Origin of the sequence: Microcoleus sp. F4-D5, assembly GCF_036704885.1 — a bacterium.
Taxonomy (GTDB): domain Bacteria; phylum Cyanobacteriota; class Cyanobacteriia; order Cyanobacteriales; family Microcoleaceae; genus Microcoleus.
This window is the reverse complement of record NZ_JAUBSX010000007.1, coordinates 64394-87139: the sequence shown is the minus strand read 5'-3', so window position 1 is coordinate 87139 and position 22746 is coordinate 64394. Positions and strand designations below refer to the sequence as shown.

Genomic DNA, 22746 nt, shown 5'->3' with positions numbered 1-22746 from the left:
CCAAAAAACTAGGGTGTTACAGTTCCAATTCTGGCACAGGCTAATGGATTGACAACTGCATACCAGATGAAAAATTTTTTATCTTATGGTGCATGATAAATTGGTTCGCTCTACAATCGACTTTTTCCGGAATCAAGGCGCTGCCATCGCAGCCGCAGTCGCTTTTTATACTTGTTTGCCGGTACCGGTGTCTTGGACTTTGGAGTTTCGGGGCATTGCCCGCTTGGCACCGGCGATCGGGCTTTTAATTGGGGGAATGCTGGGACTGGCGGATGTTGGGTTGCAGTTGTTGGGGATGCCTGCTCTGACTCGATCGGCCTTGGTGGTAGTCTCGGGCATCGCCGTGACTGGCGGGCTGCACCTAGACGGGGCTATGGACGCGGCGGACGGGCTGGCTGTACCCGACCCCGTGCGCCGGCTGGAAGTCATGCGGGACAGCGTTACAGGAGCCTTTGGGGCGATGGCTGCGATCGCGATCGTGCTGCTGAAAACTGCCGCTCTCTCGGACTTGAATAACTATCGGTGGCTGGCTTTGATGGGTGTGGCGGGTTGGGGGAGGTGGGCCCAACTGGTGGCGATCGCCCGCTATCCCTATCTCCGGGCCGAGGGTAAGGGAGCTTTTCACAAAGAATCGATTTATTCTCCTTTTGATTTTATCCCCGGAGTGCTGTTGCTGCTGAGTTTGAGCGTGGTGCAAGTTGTTCTGGAGGGCGATCGGTGGCTGTTGGCGGTGGGGATGGCTTTGGGGGGAAGTGCGATCGGAATTTTTGCCGGAGCCTGGTTTAACCACCGTTTGGGCGGCCACACGGGCGATACTTACGGTGCCGTAGTCGAGTGGACTGAGGCTTTGTTGCTGTGTCTTTTGGCGGCTTTGGAAGGGTAAGTTATGCTATGTGATGCGATAGTTCGATCGTTCGGACTTTAGTCCTCAATTTACTAAATAACGAGGTTATAGCAGGTGGAAATCCGCACTCAACAGCAATGATTTTCATCCTGTCTGGCTTCAAATGCTGCGCTAGATTAGATACAGCCAACCTCACACTTTAAAGAAAGCTATGGGATACTTTATTGCTGCGATCGTCCTCGGAATGTTAATTTGGGCTGGGTTCGAGATTGTCCAAACAATCCGCAATTGGGAAACGCATCCCGAAAAAACCACCAGCAAAATTCAAGCTGAAATGCTCAAAGAAACATATCGCGGTCAATTTGGTGCCGATGCGTTGGAGGGAGGGAGTCAGGCTGTCGGAAACGCACTCCACGCCGGCCACTGCGCCGCCGAAGCTGCGACTTGCGAAGCTGCTGCAAGTGCGATCGCCCCTATCGTAGAAGGCTTGTTGCACGTAGGGCATCATTAAATTCGATCGACAAATACAGATAAAATCTGTGTTTATCTGTGTCGATCTGCGGTTAAAATCTCATAAGTTCTTACGCTGAAACCGATCGACCGCAGCCTGCAATTTTTCCCCCAGTATTTGAACGTGGGGCTCTTTTAACATCCCCAAGTGGTCGCTGGGAATGTCGTAAACCTCTATTCCTCCCTTCACTACCTCGCCCCAACCCAATTCGCGATCGGCACCAGACGCGGCCGCACTCTCAACTGCCTTGAAAATAGAAGCCCGACCCGGATAAACTCCCGCTACATAATGTCTCAATGCGTGATTATTTAATTCCGCATGACTGAAGTTTTCCAAATAAATTGGCAGAGGACGCCCGATCGCCCGGTACAACTTGCACAAAATTCTCCGCTGAATATCAGTAAGATCCTCGATTTTTCCGTTCAGATTGCTCTTGGCTTTATTGATAAATACACCAGGTGTGAGCCGTAAAATTTTCATCATGCCTTGACTCTTCTTAATCTGAGACAAATTTTTGAAAGTAGCCGGCCCGTAAGTGTCCAACAATCCCAGCAAAGCTACCTTCTCACCTAGATCGTGAAGTTGCCTGGCCATCTCAAAAGCTACCGTTCCGCCAAAAGATACTCCTAACAGAAAATAAGGGCCGTGCGGCTGAAAAGTTTGCATTTCTTTTATGTAATAAGCTGCCAATTCCTCAACTCGATTGGGGGGAGCCAATTTTTCATCCATAATCTGGGTTGACAGTCCCAAAACAGGCTGCGATCGATCGATATAATTCATTAAAGGACGGTAAAATTCCAATCCTCTGCCGAGCACGTGGATGCAGAACAGAGGCGGTTTGTAACTTCCGGTTCCCGGTTGAATCACCACCATTGACGGAGACGGTGACGACCATTCCGGTTCGCGGAGAATGTCAGCCAATTGTTCAACCGTTGGCGATTGGAAAATAGCAGACAGTGGCAGCTTTTTGTCGAAGACTTTCTCAATTTCAGCTAACAAGCGCGCTGCTAGCAGCGAATGTCCTCCCACCTCGAAGAAATTGTCCCTAATTCCCATTGAATTAATGCCTAAAACTTGTTCCCAAATTTCTGTCAGTTGGATCTCTAATTGGTCGCGCGGGGCAACAGCAATTGTTTGATTGGGCGCAGCGTCGCTAGATTGCCACTTTTGAGTTGCCAAAGCGCGGCGGTCTACTTTGCCGTTGGGGTTTAAGGGCAAAGCGTCGAGGAACACAAACCCAGCGGGTATCATGTAGTCTGGCAGTCTTTCTTGCAGGAAACTGCGCAGGGTACCGGCTGCGAGAATTTGACCTGGGCGGGAAACTGCATAAGCTGCAAGACATTTGTTGCCCGAAGCATCTAACTGAACTGCGATCGCAACTTGAGCGATATCTGGATGTCCGGCGAGCACTGCCTCAATTTCTCCCACTTCGATGCGGAAGCCGCGAATCTTTACCTGATTGTCGGTGCGTCCGAGGTATTCGATGTTACCGTCACTCAGGTAGCGCGCTAAATCCCCTGTTTTGTAAAGGCGATTTGAGGAAGGAAGAAGGAAGAAGGAAGAAGGAAGAAGGCTTGAAACCGACAGTGGATTTTCTGCGTTTTCCAATCCATTTTCTTGGTTTGTAAAAGGATTGAGGATGAACCTTTCGGCTGTCAAATCCGGGCGGTTGAGGTAGCCTCTGGCCAAGCCGGCGCCGCCTGCATACAATTCCCCCGGAACGCCGATCGGCACTGGCTGCAAATGCCGATCGAGTATGTAAACTTGAGTATTGGCGATCGGCCGCCCGATGGGCACAGAATTAGTAATTTGACTGTCAGGGGCGATCGCAAAACAGCAAGTAAAAGTGGTATTTTCGGTCGGCCCGTAACCGTTAATTAATTTGCAATTTGGAACTTCTCGCAGCAACTTCTGGACGTGGGGCACAGATAAAACGTCACCGCCTGCCAACAGTTGGCGCACGCCCTTTAAATCCTCAATGCGATCGTCCACCATCAAGTGAAACAGTCCGGCTGTCAGCCACAAAATTGTCACATTGTATAAGCGAATCGCCTCTCCCAACTCTGCCAAAGACGGGCTGCCGGGAGGGAATACCACCAGTTGCGCTCCGTTGAGCAGCGCTCCCCAAATTTCCAAGGTCGAGGCGTCGAAGGAAATCGGAGCAAGTTGCAGGAAGACTTCTGCTGCGGTGAGGCTGGCAAAATTAGTGTCTTTGACTAACCGCACTACGCCCCGGTGGACGACGCAAACGCCTTTGGGCTTGCCTGTCGAACCGGAAGTATACATTACATAAGCTAGATTGTCTGCATTAGCGAGATTGGCTGGGTTTATCTCACTTTGTGCGTCTATTTCCTCCCGCGCCGCATCCAGGCAAATGACTTTTGCTCCGCTGTCGGGAAGTCTTTCTACGAGGTTCTGTTGAGTCAAAAGCACCGATATTTGGGCGTCTGACAGCATGAAATCCAGCCGATCTTTGGGATAAGCTGGGTCTAAGGGCAAGTAAGCCGAGCCTGCTTTGAGAACAGCTAAAAGCGAGACGATCGCATCGATCGATCGATCCAAACAAATACCCGCTAAAACTTCCGGGCCAGCCCCCAAAGTTTGCAAGTAATGTGCGAGTTGATTGGCCCGACAATTTAGCTGTTGGTATGTTAGCTGTTGCTCTCCAAAAACTACGGCTACAGCGTCGGGAGTTTGTTGTGCTTGAATTTCAAATAGTTGGTGAATGCAGGCTGATTCGGGATAATTTGTTTGAGTGTTGTTCCACTCGACTAATAGCTGTTGTTGTTCCGCTGCTGTCAAAATTGGCAAGTTTTTCAGCGGGTGCTCTGGATTAGCAACTATCCCCTCTAACAGCACCTCAAATTCAGCCATGCGGCGGCGGATTGTCGCAGCATCAAATAAGTTGGTATTGTACTGGCACTCCAGCACGAGTTTGTTTTTTGTTTCGCTGGCATTCACTGCCCATTCAAAGTTTTCGCAAGTTCTCGGATTCGAGAAAACTTCAGCCTTAAAACCGTCAAAATTAAGTTGATCTTCTGCAAGCTGCACGTCCAGATTAAAAGTTACAGGCACTAGCGGAATGCGACTGAAATCCCGCGGCACTGCTAGTTTTTTCACGAGAGTACCGAAGGTAATCTGCTGGCAGTCGAGAGCATCTAAAATTGCCGTGCGGCGCGATCGCAAATAATCTCTAAAAGATTGTTCCTCGTTAATGCGGGTGCGGATCGGCAACAAGCTCACGCAGTGTCCCGCAAGCTTGTCTTTTCCCCCAACAAGTTGTCCTGCCGCCGGCATTCCGACAACCAAATCTTCTTGCCCGCACAAGCGGTACATAAAAGCTTCAAATCCAGCAAACAGAGTTGTAAAAAAACTGCATCCTGCTTTTTTTCCCAGACGTTTGAGGTTAACAACCAAATCTGGATTGAGTTCCCAATCTTCCCGCGAACCCTGGTAAGTTCTCAAAGCAGGTCGCGCTCTGTCTGTCGGTAAATCTAGCACCGGAATTGTGCCTGAAAACTGTTCTAACCAATACTTTTGGGCCTCAATAATTTCGGCTGTTGTTGAGTTTTCTTCTTGTGAAATTGCGTATTCTATAAAACTTTCTGGCTGTGGAAGATTGGCAGCTAACCCTTGCTGTCTGGCAGAATAAATTGCTCCCAAATCCGGGAATAGTATGCCCCAAGACCAGCCATCGCAAATGATGTGGTGGCCGGTGAGAATAACGATGTGTTCCTGTTCTTGCAGCTTAATAATTTGACTGCGAAACAGCGGCCCGCGCACTAGATTGAAAGGTCGATCGACTTCTTGACGGCGCACGTAGGCTAATTTCGATTCGCGATCGCGATCGTCCACAATTGACAAGTCGAGCACCGGAATGTCAAGTTCGATCGACGACGCAATACAAAGAGTCGATCCGTCAGGGCTAAATGTTGTCCGCAGCGCCTCGTGCCGCTGCACCAATTCCTGAATGGAAAATCGGAGAGATTCAACGTCGAGGTTTCCTTGCAACCGCAGACACATCGACTCGTTGTAAGCGCAATTTGCTTCGTCTCCCATTTGCACGGCAATCCAGATTTCTTTCTGCGATTCTGTCGCGGGTACGCAAGCAAAAAGTTCTCCGCCGGCGAAAGGATCGAAATCTACAGCAGTTAGTTTTGGTTGTAAATCTGCGGCTATTTTCATTGGCTATGCGTTGGTTAGTATCTACAGGTCGATCGCGAGGGAGCATCTCAATGAAAGCAGGCAAGCTAGAAATAGGAGTTTTGAGGCTCTCTTGCTGCGGGGAAACAGGAAGAATGAAGAAGCCAGAAGAAGTGTTTTTACAAATATGAGATGCTCCCTCGCGATCGATAGTTCGAGCGTTGGGAGGGGGCGGGTTTGCGAGATGATCTATCTTAGACAATTACGGTTGGTAAAACCCGCCCATACAGGATTTAATTACCAACCCTAACCGTCAATTTGATAAACTATCTCCTACTTGTAAATGTTTTCCCGGGCGCTCTGGATCTGCTATGTACCAAGCTGGATTTCCATTGGGGTCTCGCCCTAATTTTGCACCGGGTACGGGAGAATTGCTTGCGAAAACAGTTGACGATTTCGATCCATTTGTATTGCCATTTTTGTGGCAATCGATCGCCCGAACAGTCCCTCCAGACGGAGCGGCCAAAAATCCGGCTGACTGCAATTCGGCAATGCTATTTTTAAATGCTTCCTTGGCAAAAGCAATATCTGCGTCGGAATGCGCTAGCGTCAGAAAACACGGGCGGTGATCCCAAATGTGAATTCCTTTTTCGCGCAGCGAGTAAAACAGCAGTTCTCCATGAGTAAAATCTTGCGGGTAGGTGATTTTGAACAGGGAACCAAAGTTTTTAACTGTGAAAGGTGCTTGCTCTCGATCGAACATGGCGTTCAATTCTGCAACGAATTTGTCAGTTTTGGCATTGAGTTCGCGCTGCAATGAAGGCCCGCCGCGCTTCAAATATTCGAGAGATGCCTTGGCGGCTGCTAAAGTCAGGGGATGGCGCACAAAAGTCCCTGCAAAATAAGTGACGCCTACTTCCGGGAACGAGTCGTCGCCGAACTGCCAAAAACCGCCGTCTAGAGCGTCCATCCAGGCGGATTTGCCCGCGATTACCCCGATCGGCATCCCGCCGCCGACGACTTTGCCGTAGGTGCCGATATCCGCTTGTACGCCGAAATATTCTTGGGCGCCGCCCGGTGCAACTCGGAATCCGGTAATCACTTCGTCCATAATGAAGGCGCAACCGGCTTGTTCGGTAATTCGGCGCACTTCGTGGAGGAATTCTCGCGGCTGCAAGTCGGGACGGCGACTTTGTACCGGTTCTACCATGATGGCTGCGAACTCCCCCGCCCGCGCTTTGAGGATTTCCAGGGATTCGGGTTCGCCGTAGTCGAGGATTAAAGTATTGTCAACGGCGGATTGGGGAATGCCCGGTGCTGCGGGGAGCGATCGCAGTTTTTTGGTGCCGCGCACGATCACTTCGTCGAAAATTCCGTGATAGTCTCCGGTAAACATGACGATCGTACTGTTGCCGGTGACGGTGCGGGCCAGCCGCATTGCGCCCAAAACGGCTTCAGAACCCGTGTTGCAGAAGGCGGCGCGATCGTGTTTTGTCATCTCGCACACGAGTTCGGCAACTTCCCCGGCTAGCGGTGTTTGCGGGCCGATTTCATACCCGCGCTGCATTTGGGCTGCGATCGCTTCTGTAATAAATGCAGGCGAATATCCGAAAAAGTTCGACCCGAAACCGTTGGTTAAATCCACGTACTCGTTACCGTCTTCATCCCAAAGTTTAGAACCGGACGATCGCCCCACCACAATTGGATAAACTAACTCTTTCATCGTCCGGTTAAACCCCGAAACTACCCGCGGATCGGCGAGATGGTGGCGGTGAGTCTGAGTGTACTGTTTGGATTTCTGAGTTCGCGCCGTATATCGCTTGACAAATGTTTCTAAATATGCTGATTGCTGCAGAGTTAATCCGTCGCGATCGGAGGTGTCGATGCGGGCGGCGGCCCCGAACACCTTTTTCGGTTCTGCGGTTGGTTCCGCTGTTGGTGCTGCTGTTGGTGCGATCGCGCTGCCGTTAGTCTGGGATTGCGGGATATTTTGAACGGGTGCCGGCTGCGAGGGGGCAGGCACGGGGGCACTGCCCCTACCGTTAGTTGTCGGTGCCGGCTGTGCGGGAACAGAACCAGCGCCGCCCAACAGTTCTAGCTGTCGCGACATAATTTGCAACTGCTGCCCGATCAGGTATTCGAGATTGCCAGACTGTACGGGATTCAAAATTTGAGGCCCAGGGCTGGGTAAGGGCAGATTTACAGGGGCGCTTGCGGGAACGGGAATCGCAGTTTGTTCTGGAGGTGCGATCGGCGGTGCGGGTGCTGGTACGGGCGCGGCTTGTTGGACTGCTGGAGTTGCAGGCAAAACCTCCGGCGGCAGAGCACCGTCGATAAATTCAGATAAAGTGCCGAGAGTGGGGAAAGTTTCTAATAGCTGGCGAAAGGTAATTTTGATGCTAAATTCTTTTTGCAAATTCAGCGCTACTTGAGTCAAAGACAGAGAATCCAAACCCATTTCTAGGAAAGTTAAGTCCTCATCAACACTGCCTAAATCCTCGCCAGAAGTTTCTTCTAGGATGTTTTTGATTGCAGGAATTAGTCTGTACTTGCGCGCTGCAGTTTGGGTTTCAACCTGTGAATTTGGCATCGGTAATTGATTGTTGACAGTTGACAGTTGAGAGTTGACAGTTGATTGTTGGGAATTGGGAATTGGGAATTGGGAATCGGGCATCGGGAATTGGGAATTCTCCCACTCTCCCACTCTCCCACTCTCCCCATCTCCCCCTCTCCCACTCTTGTCCTCTGACACTTTTGGTTCGATCCAGAAACGCTTGCTCTCGAAGGGATAAGTCGGCAGGGGAAGGCGATCGCGCGTTTCCTCCTGATAAAAACTCTGCCAGTCGATCGATACTCCGCAAAGCCAAAGCTGTCCGGCTGCACTCAACAAAGCCGCCCATTCAGTTTGATTTTCATGGTTGTCGCTGAGGGAAGAAATGGCAACTTGTTTTTTCAAATCTTTGGCTTGTTTGCGAGCTAAAGTAGCAGCCGTTGTTCTCGGCCCGACTTCCAAAAGTATCCTGTTAGGATCTTGCCAAAGCTCTTTTATCCCGTCGGCAAAACGCACTGTCGCCCGCAAATGCCGCGCCCAATACATCGGATCGGTTGCTTGTTCCGCTGTTATCCAACTAGCAGTTACAGTAGAAACAAATGGGATAGTTGGCGCTGACAACTGCACTTTTTTGACATATTCGGCGAAAGGTTCGACGATCGAATCTACCATCGGCGAATGAAAAGCGTGGGAAGTGTGCAGTTGTTTGCAGACAACGCTTTCGCTTTCTAGTTGCTGCTGAAAAAGTGCGATCGCCTCCGTCGGCCCGGCAATTACCACAAGTTCCGGCGCATTCACCGCAGCCACTGCCAAATCCGCGCTCAACCGCCCTTCTACTTCGGCAGCAGGCAACCGCACCGACAGCATCGAACCCCCCGGCAATTCTTGCATCAAGCGCCCCCTCGCAGCCACCAGCATCAAGGCATCTTCCAGAGAAAACACGCCTGCGATAGTTGCCGCTGCAAATTCGCCGATGCTGTGCCCGATCGCACCTTGGGGAGTGACGCCCCAACTCTGCCACAGCTTGGAAAGCGCGTATTCTACGGTAAATATCGCAGGCTGAGTCAAGAAAGTTTGGCGCAGCGATTCGGCTGCTGTCGCTTCATCGCTGCCGGGATACAGCACTTTCCGCAAATCTCGGCCGAGGTGCGGCTGCAAAATTTCGGCGCAGCGATCGACTGTTTCGCGGAATAAAGGCTCGGATTCGTACAAATTCAAGCCCATATTGACGTATTGCGACCCTTGTCCCGGAAACATGAAGATTACTGCCGGATTTCTCGATTCGGTGCAGCGGGTTGCTGTACGCAGCGGCGGCAGGGATTCGAGTACCTGCACGGCATCGGCGCGATCGCTGCAAACGGCGAAACGTCGGTAATTGAAGGCTTGCCGCCCGATTTGCAGGGTGTAAGCAGCATCGGCGAGATCGATCTCCGGGTTTTGGGCCAGGTGCGATCGCAAATTTGCGGTAGCTGCGTCCAATGCAGATGGAGTTTTCGCCGACAGCAGCAGTAACTGCCGCGGGCGAGAAGGGCTTGACGGTTCTAGGGCGGGCGCTTCTTCGAGGACAACGTGAGCGTTGGTGCCGCCGACGCCAAACGAACTGACTCCGGCTCTTCTGGGCGTTTGGCCGGCTTTCCATTCCGAGAGTTCGGCGTTGACGTAGAAGGGGCTGTTGGCAAAATCAATGGCTGGATTCGGTTGCTCGAAGTGCAGAGTGGCGGGTATTTGCCGGTGTTTGAGGGCTAAAGCTGTTTTGATCGGCCCTGTGACTCCCGCCGCGGCGATCGTGTGTCCGAAGTTGCTTTTGACGGAGCCGATCGCGCAAAATTGTTTGGCTGCGGTTTTGAGGGAAAATGCCTGAGTCAGCGCTTCTATTTCGATCGGATCGCCCAGGGGGGTTGCCGTGCCGTGGGTTTCGACGTAAGATATCGTTTCGGGATGCACGTCTGCCATCGCGTGCGCCATCGCGATCGCGTCTGCTTGCCCGTCTACGCTGGGTGCCGCAAAGCTGACTTTGGCTGCCCCGTCGTTGTTGAGTCCGACTCCGCGAATTACGGCATAGATTGTATCTCTGTCGGCGATCGCTTCTTCCAAACGCTTGAGTACAACAGCCCCGGCAGCGTTGCCGAACACGGTTCCTTCAGCCTTGGCGTCGAAAGGTTTGCAGTGTCCGTCGCTGGAGAACATCCCCCCTTCTTGATACAAATAACCGCTATTTTGGGGCACCGTAATTGATATCCCGCCGGCCAGGGCTAAGTCGCATTGATAGCTCATCAAAGCATAAAAAGCTTGACAAACTGCAACTAATGATGTAGAGCAAGCGGTATGCACGCTGACGCTCGGCCCCTTGAGATTCAGCTTGTAGGAGGTGCGGGTAGCAATGTAGTCTTTTTCGTTGGCTACCATCACCTGAAACTCGCCCGCGCCGGAAATTACGTCCGATCGTCCGGCGATGTTGTTGGGAAAATAAGTATTGTTGCCCGTGCCGGCGTACACTCCGATCGAGCCGCTGAAGGTATTCGGATCGCAGCCTGCATTTTCTAGGGCGGCCCAAGCTATTTCTAAAAAAACGCGCTGCTGCGGGTCGGTAATTTCGGCTTCGCGGGTACTCACGCCGAAAAATGCTGCATCAAAGCGATCGGCCCCGTCAATAATTCCTCTAGCTTTGACGTAATTGGGATTTTGTCTGAGATTGGGGTCAATACTGGGGTCTAGTTCCGCGTCGCTGAAAAACGCTGTGGACTCCACCCCGCCGCACAAATTCTGCCACAGTTCACCGACACTGGCAGCACCGGGAAAGCGGCCGGCCATGCCAATAATCGCAATGCCGTCAAGTTCTGAGTTTTCCTGCGAATTTGTCATAAATTAGGTTTTTTGGTAGATTGCTTTTGCCGTTTAAAGGCAGCTTTTTGCCGATCGGCCCTGTCTTGAAATTTGTTGTTGGACTGGCTCGCGCTTTTTCCCTCGTTTAAATAATTTGCCAATTGGGCGATCGTCGGGTGCTGGAACAATTTCACCACCGGCAAGTCTTTACCTAACAGAGTCCGAACTTGGACTGCAACTTGCAGCGTCATCAAAGAATTGCCTCCAATCTCGAAGAAATTGTCGTGAATGCCGACGCGATCGATCTTCAGCAACTTAGACCAAACACCCGCCAGCAAAAGCTCCAACTCGCTTTGCGGTGCAGCGTAACTCTGGGACTGTTCTTGTCGTTGCGAGTCAGGTGCCGGCAGGGCGCGGCGGTCGATTTTCCCGCTGGGCGTCTTCGGCATCGCCTCAACATTCACAAACACCGCAGGCACCATGTAATCTGGGAGTTGCCCTTGCAGGTAACGGCGGAGGTCGGCTATTGCCAATTGATCCTCTGGATTCGCCACTATGTATGCAACCAGTCGTTTGTCTCCCGATGCGTCTTCCCGCGCCAGCACCACAGCTTGTTTGACGGCGCGATGTTTTGCCAGTGCGGTTTCGATTTCTCCCAACTCTATGCGGAAGCCGCGAATTTTGACTTGACCGTCAATCCGCCCGATGTATTCGATGTTACCGTCACTCAGGTAGCGAGCTAAATCTCCAGTTTTATAAAGGCGATCTTCTGAAGGCAGAAGGGTAATATCTGATTCCTGTTCGATCGCGCGTATTTCATTGTGTTTAAAAGGATTAGGAATAAATTTTTCAGCAGTCAAGTCCCGCCGGTTGAGATAGCCCCGGGCCAAACAGATACCCCCGATGTAGAGTTCTCCGGGGACGCCGATCGCTACAGGCTCACTATTCTGGTGTAACAAATATATCTGCGTGTTGGCAAGAGGGCGGCCGATCGGAGGCAGTGCGGGCCAATCTCCGGGCGGGCCTGCGAGGGTATAAGCTGTAACAACGTGGCTCTCGGAGGGGCCGTATTGATTGTGCAGGGTACAGTTTTCTAGCTGTTGAAAGAAACTGGCTATGTAACGGTTGACTTGCAACTGTTCGCCGGCGGTGATTACTTCGCGCAGCGATTTCGGTATTAGCTGATAAGTATCGGCTGCTTCGGCTAAGTGTTGCAGGGCGATGAAAGGGAGAAATAGTCTTTGAATCTTTTGTTTGTCGATTAGCTGCAACAAACTTTGGGCATCTCGCCGGATTTCTTCTGTGATGAAAACGAGGGTGCCGCCGGCACACCAAGTACAGAACATTTCTTGAAATGAGACATCGAAGCTGAGAGATGCAAATTGCAGGGTTTTGGCTGGGCCCTCAAGGGTCGAGTTTTGGAGTTGCCACGCAATTAGGTTGACTAGGGCGCGGTGCGGGAGGGGAACTCCTTTGGGTTTGCCTGTGGAACCTGATGTATATATTGTATAGGTTAAATTGTCGGGAGAGACGCTGCTAGCTGGGTTTTCCGTGCTGTGACTGCTGATTGTTTCCCAGTCTGCGTCCAAACAAACGGCGCGGGCTTGATGCGCTGGCATCCCAGACACTAAGTGAGAGTGAGTGAGTATAACGGGAGTTTGGGTGTCGGCTAACATGAAGGTCAGCCTTTCTTTGGGATAGGCGGGATCTAGGGGAACGTAAGCTGCGCCTGCTTTGAGAACGCCTAAAACGGCGATCGCAATTTCTAAGGAACGTTCCATGCAAATAGCTACTAAAACATCGGGCCCGACGCCTAATTGCTGCAAGTAACGGGCTAGTTGATTGGCTTTGGAATTGAGTTCGAGGTAGGTGAGTTGCTGTTGGAGATTTTGGGAAAAAACGGCGGCAATGGCATCGGGCGATCGCTCGACTTGTGCTTCAAATAATTGGTGAACGCATTTGTCTTGCGGATAATTTGCCTGAGTTTGATTCCACTCCTGCAACTGAGCGAGTTCGGCTGCTGTCAGCATTGACAATTTGCTGATTTTCCGATCGGGATTCGCGGCTATACTTTCTAGCAAAGTTTGCAGGTGTCCCAACATTCGGGTAATGGCGATCGGATCGAACCGCTGGCGATCGCCAGCAATTTTTAGCAGCAGTTCACTTCCCCCATATGCGTAAACTGTTAGCGGAAAACTCGTCTGTTCTAAAAGCTGAAATTCTCGGTTTTGCCAGTTGCCGCCCAGTGCTTGCAAGGCAGAGTTAATGTGATATTTTTCAACTACTAGCAGGCTTTCAAATAAAGCTTGGCTGCGGGGAATATCGCTCCATTCTTGAGTTTTTGCTAGCGGCACGTTCCCGTATTCTTGCAGTGAAGTCCACTGATTTTGCAGTTGTTTGAGCCAGTCGATCGCTGGTAAATCGGGAGATACAATTACTCGAACCGGCAAAGTATTTATAAATAATCCTACGGCTGATTCTGCGTTTTCTCGATTCTGCGATCGGCTGTTGCAAATTGCTCCAAATACTACATCTTCCGAACCGGAACAGCGGCTCAAAAGTAAAGCCCACGCTCCTTGCAGCAGGGTATTTAGGGTGATATTGTGGTCTTTAATTAGGGAGTTTAAGGTGGCGGTAACAGTCTTAGAAAGCAGGATTTCTGGTGGTGTCAGGAACAGGCAAGATGCCATTGGTGTAAACTTAGGGTCAAACCCGCAGTCCGGCAGGGAATTAATTCCCTGGCGGTCTTTCGGGTTAAGTATCTTGCCCGCCCTTGAAACAGCCCCAACCAAAGGGGTAGGATCGCTGAAACCGCTTAAGTATTGTCTCCAAAATGTTTCTGCTTTCAAGATGTCTGGCTGCTGCATCCACTCGATGCAATCTCGATCGCAGCGGGGCGGTTGTAATTCTAACGGTCGATCGGCACACAGGGATTCGTACAAGGTAAAAACTTCTTGCAAAACAATGACTGCCGAGGTACTGTCAAGCAAAATGTGGTGATAAGTCCAGATGAGTTTGTACTCGGTTTCCGCAACTCGGAACCAAGCCAAACGCATCAGCGGGGGTTGAGTTAGGTCAAAGCCTTGCAGGCGATCGGTTTGCAAATAGGTTTCGAGTTGGTTGGTGCGATCGCCCTCCGACAAATTGCGCCAGTCTTGTTCAACGCTTGGCAGTTCAACTTGGTGATGTACGGTTTGCAGGGGAACTTCTTCACCTGACCAACAAAAACTCGTTCTCAAGATAGGATGCCGCTGCACTATTTGCTGCCAAGCTTTGAAGAAAGCTGAAACATTCAAATTTTCCCGAATACTACAGATCGCTTGTTCGATATCTATCCCTGATTGTTGACCCGAAAGGCTGTCGAACAATATCCCCTGCTGTATCGGTGAAAGTTGATAGGAAGATTCACTATCAGTGGTTGCGGATTGCGGGCGATCGTCTGCTGGCAATGACATATTTATATGTAAGTATTGAACGAAAATACTTCTAAGCAAGTGTCACGGGATTTTTAAGACTTTTTTAAGTAACTATTTATCCCCAAGCACGGTAAAATCATTGATCGCGTGCATCTGACATAATATTTTGTTTTTGGCTGTAATATTTGATCGGCTCAGCCGATGTTAACTCGAACTCTACCGCCCTGTAAAGTATCTATGATACATTTTACGGATAGTGCCGCCAAAGAGCATTTCCCGCTCAGCAACCGTGTAATTCCACAGCCTGTAAATATGACAATTGCTTAATATTTTGTTGACAATCGACTTTCTTCTTTCAAGAATAACTAAAGCCTTCAACATCTGCTATAACAGGCTGACATCCGCACTCAACAGCAATAATTTGCATCCTGTCTGCTGGCAATCGCTGCGCTAGATGAGCTACAGCCAACCTCAACCTTTAAAGAAAGCTATAGGATAATTGATTGGTGCGATCGTCCTCGGAATGTTGATTTGGGCTAGATTATATCTGATCGTGCATACCATCCGCAACAGGGAACTGAATCGATCCGAAATCAACAAAAAAATTCAAGCTGAAATGGTCAAAGAGACATATTGCTGTCAATTTTATGATTCTGAATAACCGCAGAAAGTATAAAATATCGTTCTGACGCACCGTTTATTGCCTGGTGCGTCAGCCGTAGGATGCGTCAGATTAGAGATTCTCAAGAAGTATGAAAAGTCGAATTCTGACGCACCATTTATATCATGTCCGGTAAATTAGTTATAATTTGTCATTGCGAGCGGAACGCAGGCAGTGAAGCGAAGCAATCGCCACCATCTGAGATTGGTACACGAGCGCGAACAATTGCCTTGTGATTAGCAGAACATGATATTATCTAGCGGTGTATCAGCTTGGATATTGTTAGTTTGTGGTGCAAATAATGTGAATAGACACACCCTACTTATTCGAGTATTTAATGAATGGAAAATGCCATTTAAAATTTTCCATTCATTCTCAATTTTTACGCTTTCGGCTCAACCCAAATCGTCATCCCCTCAACCCTCAAACCTTTGCCGCGAGTGCCGCAATATTGACCGTTAGCAGTAACCGGAGTATCGCCTACATTCTGAATGTGAGCCGTATAAAATACGTCATACTTATCAGCTTGCGGCCCTGTCAGCCGCGCGGCAAATCCCTCAATGCGCTTGGCTTTGCCCCGGAAACCGGCTAGATCCCCTTCCGAGATCCAAGCAGTATCGCCAACTCCTTCAACGTGAGCCATGTACTCCAAATTTAAACCGGGAACGGGAGGCTCTATTTTAATTTGAAATCCTTCCACGCGGCGACCTTGAGCTTTAGTACCCGCATATTCTCGATCGCTAAAAGTTCGATCGCCAATTCCTTGAATGTGCGCCAACACTTTTAAACCCACAGGCGCCGCTGTTTGCGAACTCGCAGACGGCGCGATCCAAACTTTGATACCCTCTATTCTCAAAGCTTTGCCGCGAGTGCCGCAATATTCGCCGTTGGAGGACACGTCGGTGTCGCCGATATTCTGAATGTGAGCGCTATAAAATACGTCGTACTTATCAGCTTGCGGCCCGTTCAACCGCACGGCAAATCCCTCTATTCGTTTCGCTTGACCGCGAAAACCTGCCAATTCTCCTGCGCCGATCCAAGGAGTATCGCCAACACCTTCGACGTGAGCCATGTACTCGACATTTAAGCCGGGAATTGGGGGATCGATATTAATTTGAAATCCTTCGACGCGCCGCCCTTGACCCTTAGTACCCGCGTATTCTTGAGCACCGAAAGTTCGATCGCCAATTCCCTGAATGTGCACCAAAACTTTGATTCCCAAAGCGCCCTCTACGGGCACTTGTTGAATCTCCCGAGGTGCCCCAAAGACAATGTTCCCCGAACCGGTTGTCTTGAGGGACTGAGGTACTTCCACGCTGGGAACAATAATTACCTCGTGCATGGGGACGGAAGGTGCGGGGGATTCCAAAATCTGGATCTGTGGCGCAACTGCAACTTGTTTCGGTGCCACATTTCCCGACGGGATGATAATGACTTCTGGCAAAGGTTCGGCGCTGATTTTTGGTTCTGGCGCTGGTTTCAATGCGGGTTCGACTTTTGCAGGTGCTGCTTTTGCCATCTCAGCAATGGTTAATTTGCCTCTGGAAATGGCGACGGCGATTTGTTTGCCAAAAGCGGCGCTGACTGTTTCTTCAAGAAAGACCCACTGTTCGTCGTCTAATTTGTCTTGCTGTTCCACCAGGGCGAGCACTGCTGCAACTGGGTGTTTGCCGCTGACTAAGGATTCTGCGTCGGAATGCAGTTGAGTCGGGGTTGATTCGGAAATCGCGCGTTGCAGTTCGCGGGCTTTGGCATGAACTGATTGTAAGGGTGCGAAGTCGCTTTGTTCGCGGTGGGCGATCGCCAATACTCGATCTAGAACTTTCAAAGCCGCGTCGCGCATTTCTGCTATACCTTCGGAAGCTGCGGCAGTCTCGACTAAGTTTTGAATATCTTTGAGGGAAGCAATTTCCCCCGGCGCGATCGCGGATTTGTTGAGTTCGATAGCTTGTTTTTGGAGTGTGGCAAAGTTGCGGCTGTACGTGGCTACTTCTTGCAGCAAGCTGTCAGAGGGAGGAAGGCCCGAGTCTTGCAGTTGTTTGGCTGCTTGGGAAAGGCGATCGGCCAAATTACCATAAGTTTCCGATAGTCGGGCTATTTGTTGTAGCAAATCTTTATGAGCTGGTTCCATATGTCTTGCCGTAAATATTTAACTTGCTGATTATAGACGTTGAGCGTCTTCTGAAGGTAGAAAGCAGTAGTCATCAGCGATTAATCATTAATCATCAGTCAGATGTTTAAGAAAGATTTTCTCACTCTGTCGCGATCGCATTTTGCCACTCCCCCACTCCCCCTCCCGGGCTCCTCCTCTCCCATTCCCAGCGTGATCGCCGTCACATCCTTGCAAATACTTAATCACACTCTGCGACTCCGGCTGTCACGGCTGACCCATAAAAATATCACACCCATCGAGCAATAGCCGTCACTGTGGATTCTGTTAAAACGGTTGATACTGAAACTTCAACCAATACAATCCATAAGTATTATGATACTGATTCGTGACCTCGCCCAACAAGCTCTGATGCTCGGTTCTCTAACTATTGAAGCCGAAAATCAACTGCGCCGGATGTTAACTACCACCAAGTATGACTTGGAAGACTTAAATGCTTTTATGGCTTTGCAACTAGCAGTTATGTCTGGTTTGGTGAAACAAGAGTCTCGCGAGCTAAAAGAATTGGAAGTCTTTTGCGAGACTGCCTCCAAAACTTCCTCTTAGTAATTAGTTGACTTTTACCACATTCAACTGTAGTAAGGAAGATTTCGATTATGCGGATTCGTGAAGTTGTACAACAAGCTCTTGTCGCTGGATATCTGAGTTTGGAAGCCGAAAATCAAATGCAGCAGATTTTTGCCTCCGCTAAATGTGATTTGGAAGATTTGAATGCTTTTATGAGCTTGCAGTTAGCTGCGATGGCCGGTCGTGTGAGGCAAGAGTCTTGGGAATCGATAAATTTTTCAACATTTCCTCAAAGAAATTAATGATAATTTATTACTTGTAAAAATTAAATATTTTTTTATATTCTACCAAACAACTCCTGATAATTTAATTACCTAATTTTTTTATAGTGCTAAAGTTATTGCGAATTGCGATATATAGCAATCCTCGCATCATTTGTGAATTTCTTACTCCCTCCCCGATGCCTTGGCGAGGATTGGGGTGGGGTAAAAATTTACGACTCGTGCAAGGATTGCTATAGCTTTTCTCAGTAACATTAGTTGCACGATCGATAAGCGGGCATAGGGCATACCTCACCAAGATTGAGAAATGCTATAAGTAGGGAGTCAAACCACTTGTTGCGTATCGTGTATAAGGATCGTCAATTAAATAATTTCCTTTTTTTATTGTGGGATGGGCGTCCCACAACAGTCATGAAAAGTGGATTTTATTTAATTCTCATCCCTAAGTGATTAACTGGACTTGCTATGAAACCGCTAATATTATGTCACCTCGATCGACCGCAATCAAATTTGTTGGTAGTTAGGAATTCATTCCTCATAAAACTGACTCGGAACGATCTAGTTTTCACTGCAACGCTATAACGGTTATTTTACCAGAACTTATATAATCGCTGAGACTATTTCCTGCGACTCCGACGCTCTAACTCTTTAATTACTCTCAGAACAAACAGCGACATTGAAGCGCCAATTAATGCAAGTTGCCACAACCCGCATCCTGCCGCAGTTCCTAAAGCTGCTGACACCCAAATAGCTGCGGCAGACGTAAGCCCGCGAACTTCAACTTTGCCTATTTCCTGTTGACTTTGCCGCAGGATTTCTCCGCCTCCCAAAAACCCAACCCCGGCAGCAATGCCTTGAATTACGCGCTCGATCGCATCTCGTTCGTTTCCATTTTTACCCATTGCCAGCGGTATTAAAACAAACAGTGCAGAACCCATACTTACTAGCATATGAGTTCTCAATCCCGCTGGTTTGTGTCTGAGTTGGCGTTCCCATCCAATAATTCCTCCCACAAACATGGCTAGGCACAACCTTAATAGTATGCCTAGCCCATGATCGGGAGACCAAAAGTTAGCGATCGACAATGTTTTGCTGCAAATAATTAATCAATCGGAAGATTCCAATATTAGCGCAGCACGATATCCGATTGCAATCTCACTGCCAAATCTTGTTCCGGGCGAATCACGAGCACGTCAACGCTGCGCCGCCCCAACAACACTCCAGCTAAAGCGCCGATCCCAGCGCCTCCCAATACTTCTTCAGTGGCTATCGCTTTGTCGCCGGTAATGCCTGCTAGTGCTGCTGCTGCTGCTGCACCCAATGCTGCACCTTGGGCGATCGAACCTGTACCAGCACCTTTTTGAACTCTTTCGGTTCTGGTAATAACTCCCGAATAGCCGTCAATCCGATAGCGTTGGCGGCGGCTGATAATTAACTCTCTGGCAACAAATTGAGTACCGATTTGATTGCCTCTTCTGACAGGTTGCAGTGTCCCGACAATCTGACTGCCCGCAGGGATTAATACTCTGCCTTGAGCTGTGCGGATGTCTCGCGCTACTGTTAAAGTTAAAGGTGCTGTTTCTTCGCGGGTGACAATAATTTTGTCTTTTTCGTAGCTAACTGGAATTACACTGCCCGAGGGAATTCGGATGCTATCAAATTGGGAAATTCGCTGTTGGGCTTCTGCGGGGGTAGCTACCACTAGCGGCGCGCTGGTTCCAACTGTAATGCCCAGTGCGAGGATTGCTGCTGTTGCTGAACGCCATTTTTGAGAAGTAATCATATAAATTGTCTCCTTGCTTCGGTTTTGGTTTACTGAGGAACGCACTACTGCTAAATTTGTTTCTGGTTTCCGATTCATCTGATGTTTTAATTATGGCAGCCTGAAATTCTACAAGTTGGGAAGATAAGGTAGATAATCCAGAATTTTAAAATTTGGAAAAATCGAGAAAATCGGCAAGATTGGGAAGATAAGGAGGATAAAGGAGAGATTTCGATTCATCGTCCCCCTTAGCCTCCAACAGTTCAGGTGAAATCCGACCGCGAAGCGTCGGCGCACGAGTTTAATTGTTGAGAGCGTTTAAGGCTAACAACCCAGCACCGAAAGCTGGTTCGTATCGGGGCGAGATTACCTTAGCTTTTGGGGCGATCGCACTTATTGCCGCTTCAAACCGACCCCGGAAATTTGCCTCTGAGTCCCACACACCTCCTACGAGCACAATTTCAAATTCTTCTCTGGGGTTAAATAGGGCTGAAATGGCTATTTTTGTTGAAAAGGTTAATTCTGCCACGGCACTATCAATAATGCCGTCAGCGACGCGATCGCCCTCGGCTGCGAGTCGATCGACAATCGGCGCTAAAGCTGCAATTTCTTTCACTCCCCAACCCCGCCGGTAAAGGACTTCTACCAATTCTTCGAGGTGATTTAGGCCTAAATGGTTTTGAAATTTTTCCGCAAGTGCTGTAAATTCTCCGCGTCCGTCATAAAACTTCAAAGCCGCTTGCAAACCCTGAATGGCGATGTCATATCCGCTGCCTTCATCGCCTAAAAGATATCCCCAACCGCCGACTCGTTTCGTTTTTCCTTGACTGTTTTGCCCGAAAACAATCGAACCGGTTCCTGAAATAACGGTAATACCCACTGGATAGCCGGTACCCCCAACAAGTGCGATCGCGCAGTCGCTGCAAATTACGATATTCCGAGGCAAGAACGATCGGGTTACTGGTAAAGTATTCGTCAACTGCAAGTTCTGCACTAGAAATTGCACTATTTCAATATCTTTTTGACGCCCGACGCCTGCTAGTCCCAGACAAATAGCTTCTATGTTGAGATTGCTATTCGTCTCGATTTTAGCGGACAGAACTGCTCGTTCGATCGCCAATTGAATGGATTGTTTGGTTGTCTCAATTCCCAGCGTTTGATAATTTGACGGCCCTGCTTCGCCCCGTCCCAAAACAATGTGGTTTTCGTCCATTAAGAGGCAGATAGTTTTCGTGCCGCCCCCGTCGATGCCGAATACGTAGCTCATGAATAATTTAGAGAATAATAGAGCAACCCAGATTAACAGATATATCTCTATTCTACGCTTTGTACAATCCGATTAAATCGACAGAGCAATGCTAATAATAATTAAACCAACTAAAGCTAACCAAACGAGATGGCGCTGACACCAATTTTTGATCGATTGCGGCCAGCCGCCGCTGATGTAAGGGCTCGTCGGCGGCACAAGCGGCTCAGCTCGATCGTGATAAAGCGTGCATTCTTTGGCAAAAGGACGCTGCGGGTAGTTGCAAGTGTCGTCTTCGTGGTAAATACAGGTAGTGCACAGAAATTCTTCCGATTTCGATCGATAAAGGGGGATACCCGGATGACCGAAAGCTTTGAGAGGGATTTTGCAGTGCGCGCAGGCGATGGCTCGGGCGTCTACAGGTTGGTGGCAGCGGGGACAATCAGGCATTGACTTTGCTGGTGATAGGGTAATCTTGTCGGTAGCTCATTAGCGGGTTTTCCGAACGCCGAGAATGCGCGATCGACTCGCCATCAGGCGGCTGGATGCTCCAAAATAGAAAGGTAGGTCAGCGCTGATGTAACTTTAAGTTTACAGATGGTTTCACAGCGACCGCAGGCGACCTGAGCCGATCGGGTATGAAGGGGCAAACAGTAGGAAAAATTTATGGATAACAATAGCAACTTACTCAAACAACTGGTAATGCTGGGCATTGGTACTACCTCCTTGGTGGCCGAGAAATTGCAGGAAGTCAGCGAGCAATGGGTCAAAGATGGCAAAATCAATTCTGAGCAAGCCAAAACCTTTGTCGATGACATGACGGAGCACCTCAAGTCTGAACAGGGCAATTGGGATACGCAGTTGCAGCGGCAACTGCGGAATCTGATGCAAGATATGGGCGTTCCCCGACAGTCCGAAATGGATGAGTTGCGGGGCAGGCTCGATCGTTTGGAACGTCAGATGCGGGATTTAGAGAACCGAAACTGGCGCTGAGTTCGATCGCCCGGGAGCGGTTCGCTGTTATCTTGTGATAAAATTGTCACCCGAAGGCAGAAGGCTCAAGAAGGCACTTATGTAGAATTACAAACATTTTGACTTCATACTTTTGTCTTTAAAACTAGCTGACACCTGCCATCTTTTGGCGGAAAAGTTCAGATAAAATTTGGTGTTTTTGTTGTAATAGATGTCTTAGATATCTGAGATATCGCGGTTAAAAGTATCAGGAGGATTAATTTTGCGAGGAGTTCTAGTCAGCTTGGGGGTAATGCTGGTTTGCTTTTTGTTTTTGATAGTCGCTCAAATGAGCGGTTCTGGGCCTCAAGCAGTTGCCGCCGAATTAAATAATCCTTCACCCGAGACTGCTATTGAGAAGTTATCAGCGCAGTCTTTGAATGAAGATAGCTTGCTAGTAGCTGATGCTACTTTACCGGAAGTACCAGCTACTATCGCTGGCAATAACATGACTGATAATACTGAGAAAACTGTCACCACAGATTCAGGTCTGAAATATATTGAATTGAAAAATGGTAATGGGGCCACTCCAAAAAAAGGCCAGACGGTTGTGGTGCACTACACTGGAACTTTGGAAGATGGCACGAAGTTTGACAGTTCGCGCGATCGCAATTCTCCTTTTCAGTTTAAAATTGGCGTAGGTCAAGTAATTAAGGGTTGGGATGAAGGTGTCGGTACGATGAAAGTTGGAGACCGCCGCAAGTTGATTATTCCCCCTGAACTCGGTTACGGCGCTCGCGGTGCCCGCGGGGTAATTCCTCCTAATGCTACACTGATTTTTGATGTGGAATTGTTGAAAATTGCTGGCTAGTCAGCTCAA

The 22746-nt window shown here is 49.2% G+C and carries 14 protein-coding genes; 6 read left to right on the top strand and 8 right to left on the bottom strand.

The window, feature by feature from the left end:
- Window positions 1-85 precede the first annotated feature (85 nt).
- The gene (gene cobS, locus QUA80_RS05480) at window positions 86-883 is read left to right on the top strand and encodes an adenosylcobinamide-GDP ribazoletransferase (RefSeq protein ID WP_333422154.1); all 798 of its coding nucleotides are present in this window, start codon (window positions 86-88) and stop codon (window positions 881-883) included.
- 172 nt (window positions 884-1055) lie between these two features.
- On the top strand, window positions 1056-1355 hold the full coding sequence (locus QUA80_RS05475; RefSeq protein WP_333422152.1) for a hypothetical protein: 300 nt from the start codon (window positions 1056-1058) through the stop codon (window positions 1353-1355).
- Between the two features lie 60 nt (window positions 1356-1415).
- On the opposite strand, the gene QUA80_RS05470 is transcribed toward QUA80_RS05475, so the two are convergent.
- From QUA80_RS05470 to QUA80_RS05455, 4 genes are all read right to left on the bottom strand, one after another.
- Entirely contained in the window at window positions 1416-5540 is a 4125-nt protein-coding gene (locus QUA80_RS05470) for an amino acid adenylation domain-containing protein (protein WP_333422150.1), read from the bottom strand.
- 271 nt (window positions 5541-5811) lie between these two features.
- Window positions 5812-10911 (bottom strand): aminotransferase class III-fold pyridoxal phosphate-dependent enzyme, encoded by a 5100-nt coding sequence (locus tag QUA80_RS05465; protein ID WP_333422148.1) that lies wholly within the window; start codon window positions 10909-10911, stop codon window positions 5812-5814.
- Complete coding sequence (locus QUA80_RS05460) at window positions 10908-14327, bottom strand: amino acid adenylation domain-containing protein (RefSeq protein WP_333422146.1); 3420 nt, start codon at window positions 14325-14327, stop codon at window positions 10908-10910. Before QUA80_RS05460 ends, QUA80_RS05465 begins: the two co-directional genes overlap by 4 nt.
- Before the next feature lie 1004 nt (window positions 14328-15331).
- Window positions 15332-17080: a hypothetical protein gene (locus QUA80_RS05455; RefSeq protein ID WP_333422144.1), complete on the bottom strand. Its 1749-nt coding sequence runs from the start codon at window positions 17078-17080 to the stop codon at window positions 15332-15334.
- A 354-nt stretch (window positions 17081-17434) separates the two neighbouring features.
- Between QUA80_RS05455 and QUA80_RS05450 the strand changes: the two genes are divergently transcribed.
- Window positions 17435-17665, top strand: a complete 231-nt coding sequence (locus QUA80_RS05450; protein WP_333422142.1) for a hypothetical protein — start codon at window positions 17435-17437, stop codon at window positions 17663-17665.
- Window positions 17666-17712: 47 nt separating this feature from the next.
- Window positions 17713-17928 carry a hypothetical protein gene (locus QUA80_RS05445; RefSeq protein ID WP_333422251.1) on the top strand — a complete coding sequence of 72 codons (216 nt, stop codon included), beginning with the start codon at window positions 17713-17715 and terminating at the stop codon, window positions 17926-17928.
- Between the two features lie 596 nt (window positions 17929-18524).
- Here QUA80_RS05445 and QUA80_RS05440 read toward each other — a convergent pair.
- The 4 genes from QUA80_RS05440 to QUA80_RS05425 all read right to left on the bottom strand — a co-directional run bounded on the left by QUA80_RS05440 (window position 18525) and on the right by QUA80_RS05425 (window position 21365).
- Entirely contained in the window at window positions 18525-18926 is a 402-nt protein-coding gene (locus QUA80_RS05440; protein WP_333422140.1) for an MgtC/SapB family protein, read from the bottom strand.
- A gap of 107 nt (window positions 18927-19033) precedes the next feature.
- Window positions 19034-19690, bottom strand: coding sequence for a hypothetical protein (locus tag QUA80_RS05435; protein WP_333422138.1), 657 nt, complete (start codon window positions 19688-19690; stop codon window positions 19034-19036).
- 280 nt (window positions 19691-19970) lie between these two features.
- The gene (locus tag QUA80_RS05430) at window positions 19971-20936 is read right to left on the bottom strand and encodes a BadF/BadG/BcrA/BcrD ATPase family protein (protein WP_333422137.1); all 966 of its coding nucleotides are present in this window, start codon (window positions 20934-20936) and stop codon (window positions 19971-19973) included.
- A 72-nt stretch (window positions 20937-21008) separates the two neighbouring features.
- Window positions 21009-21365, bottom strand: a complete 357-nt coding sequence (locus QUA80_RS05425) for a zinc ribbon domain-containing protein (protein ID WP_333422135.1) — start codon at window positions 21363-21365, stop codon at window positions 21009-21011.
- A 216-nt stretch (window positions 21366-21581) separates the two neighbouring features.
- Between QUA80_RS05425 and QUA80_RS05420 the strand changes: the two genes are divergently transcribed.
- Window positions 21582-21908: a phasin family protein gene (locus QUA80_RS05420; protein ID WP_333422133.1), complete on the top strand. Its 327-nt coding sequence runs from the start codon at window positions 21582-21584 to the stop codon at window positions 21906-21908.
- A gap of 241 nt (window positions 21909-22149) precedes the next feature.
- A complete protein-coding gene (locus tag QUA80_RS05415) occupies window positions 22150-22737 on the top strand; it encodes an FKBP-type peptidyl-prolyl cis-trans isomerase (RefSeq protein ID WP_333422131.1) in 588 nt (195 codons plus the stop codon).
- Window positions 22738-22746: the final 9 nt, after the last annotated feature.

Bases quoted from the DNA above. Each gene is read 5' to 3' on its own strand.
- QUA80_RS05465 (WP_333422148.1), bottom strand. From the start codon at position 10,911: ATGACAAATTCGCAGGAAAACTCAGAACTTGACGGCATTGCGATTATT.
- QUA80_RS05420 (WP_333422133.1), top strand. From the start codon at position 21,582: ATGGATAACAATAGCAACTTACTCAAACAACTGGTAATGCTGGGCATT.
- QUA80_RS05440 (WP_333422140.1), bottom strand. From the start codon at position 18,926: ATGTTTGTGGGAGGAATTATTGGATGGGAACGCCAACTCAGACACAAA.
- QUA80_RS05460 (WP_333422146.1), bottom strand. From the start codon at position 14,327: ATGTCATTGCCAGCAGACGATCGCCCGCAATCCGCAACCACTGATAGT.
- cobS (WP_333422154.1), top strand. From the start codon at position 86: ATGGTGCATGATAAATTGGTTCGCTCTACAATCGACTTTTTCCGGAAT.
- QUA80_RS05435 (WP_333422138.1), bottom strand. From the start codon at position 19,690: ATGATTACTTCTCAAAAATGGCGTTCAGCAACAGCAGCAATCCTCGCA.
- QUA80_RS05425 (WP_333422135.1), bottom strand. From the start codon at position 21,365: ATGCCTGATTGTCCCCGCTGCCACCAACCTGTAGACGCCCGAGCCATC.
- QUA80_RS05450 (WP_333422142.1), top strand. From the start codon at position 17,435: ATGATACTGATTCGTGACCTCGCCCAACAAGCTCTGATGCTCGGTTCT.
- QUA80_RS05430 (WP_333422137.1), bottom strand. From the start codon at position 20,936: ATGAGCTACGTATTCGGCATCGACGGGGGCGGCACGAAAACTATCTGC.
- QUA80_RS05455 (WP_333422144.1), bottom strand. From the start codon at position 17,080: ATGGAACCAGCTCATAAAGATTTGCTACAACAAATAGCCCGACTATCG.
- QUA80_RS05470 (WP_333422150.1), bottom strand. From the start codon at position 5,540: ATGAAAATAGCCGCAGATTTACAACCAAAACTAACTGCTGTAGATTTC.
- QUA80_RS05475 (WP_333422152.1), top strand. From the start codon at position 1,056: ATGGGATACTTTATTGCTGCGATCGTCCTCGGAATGTTAATTTGGGCT.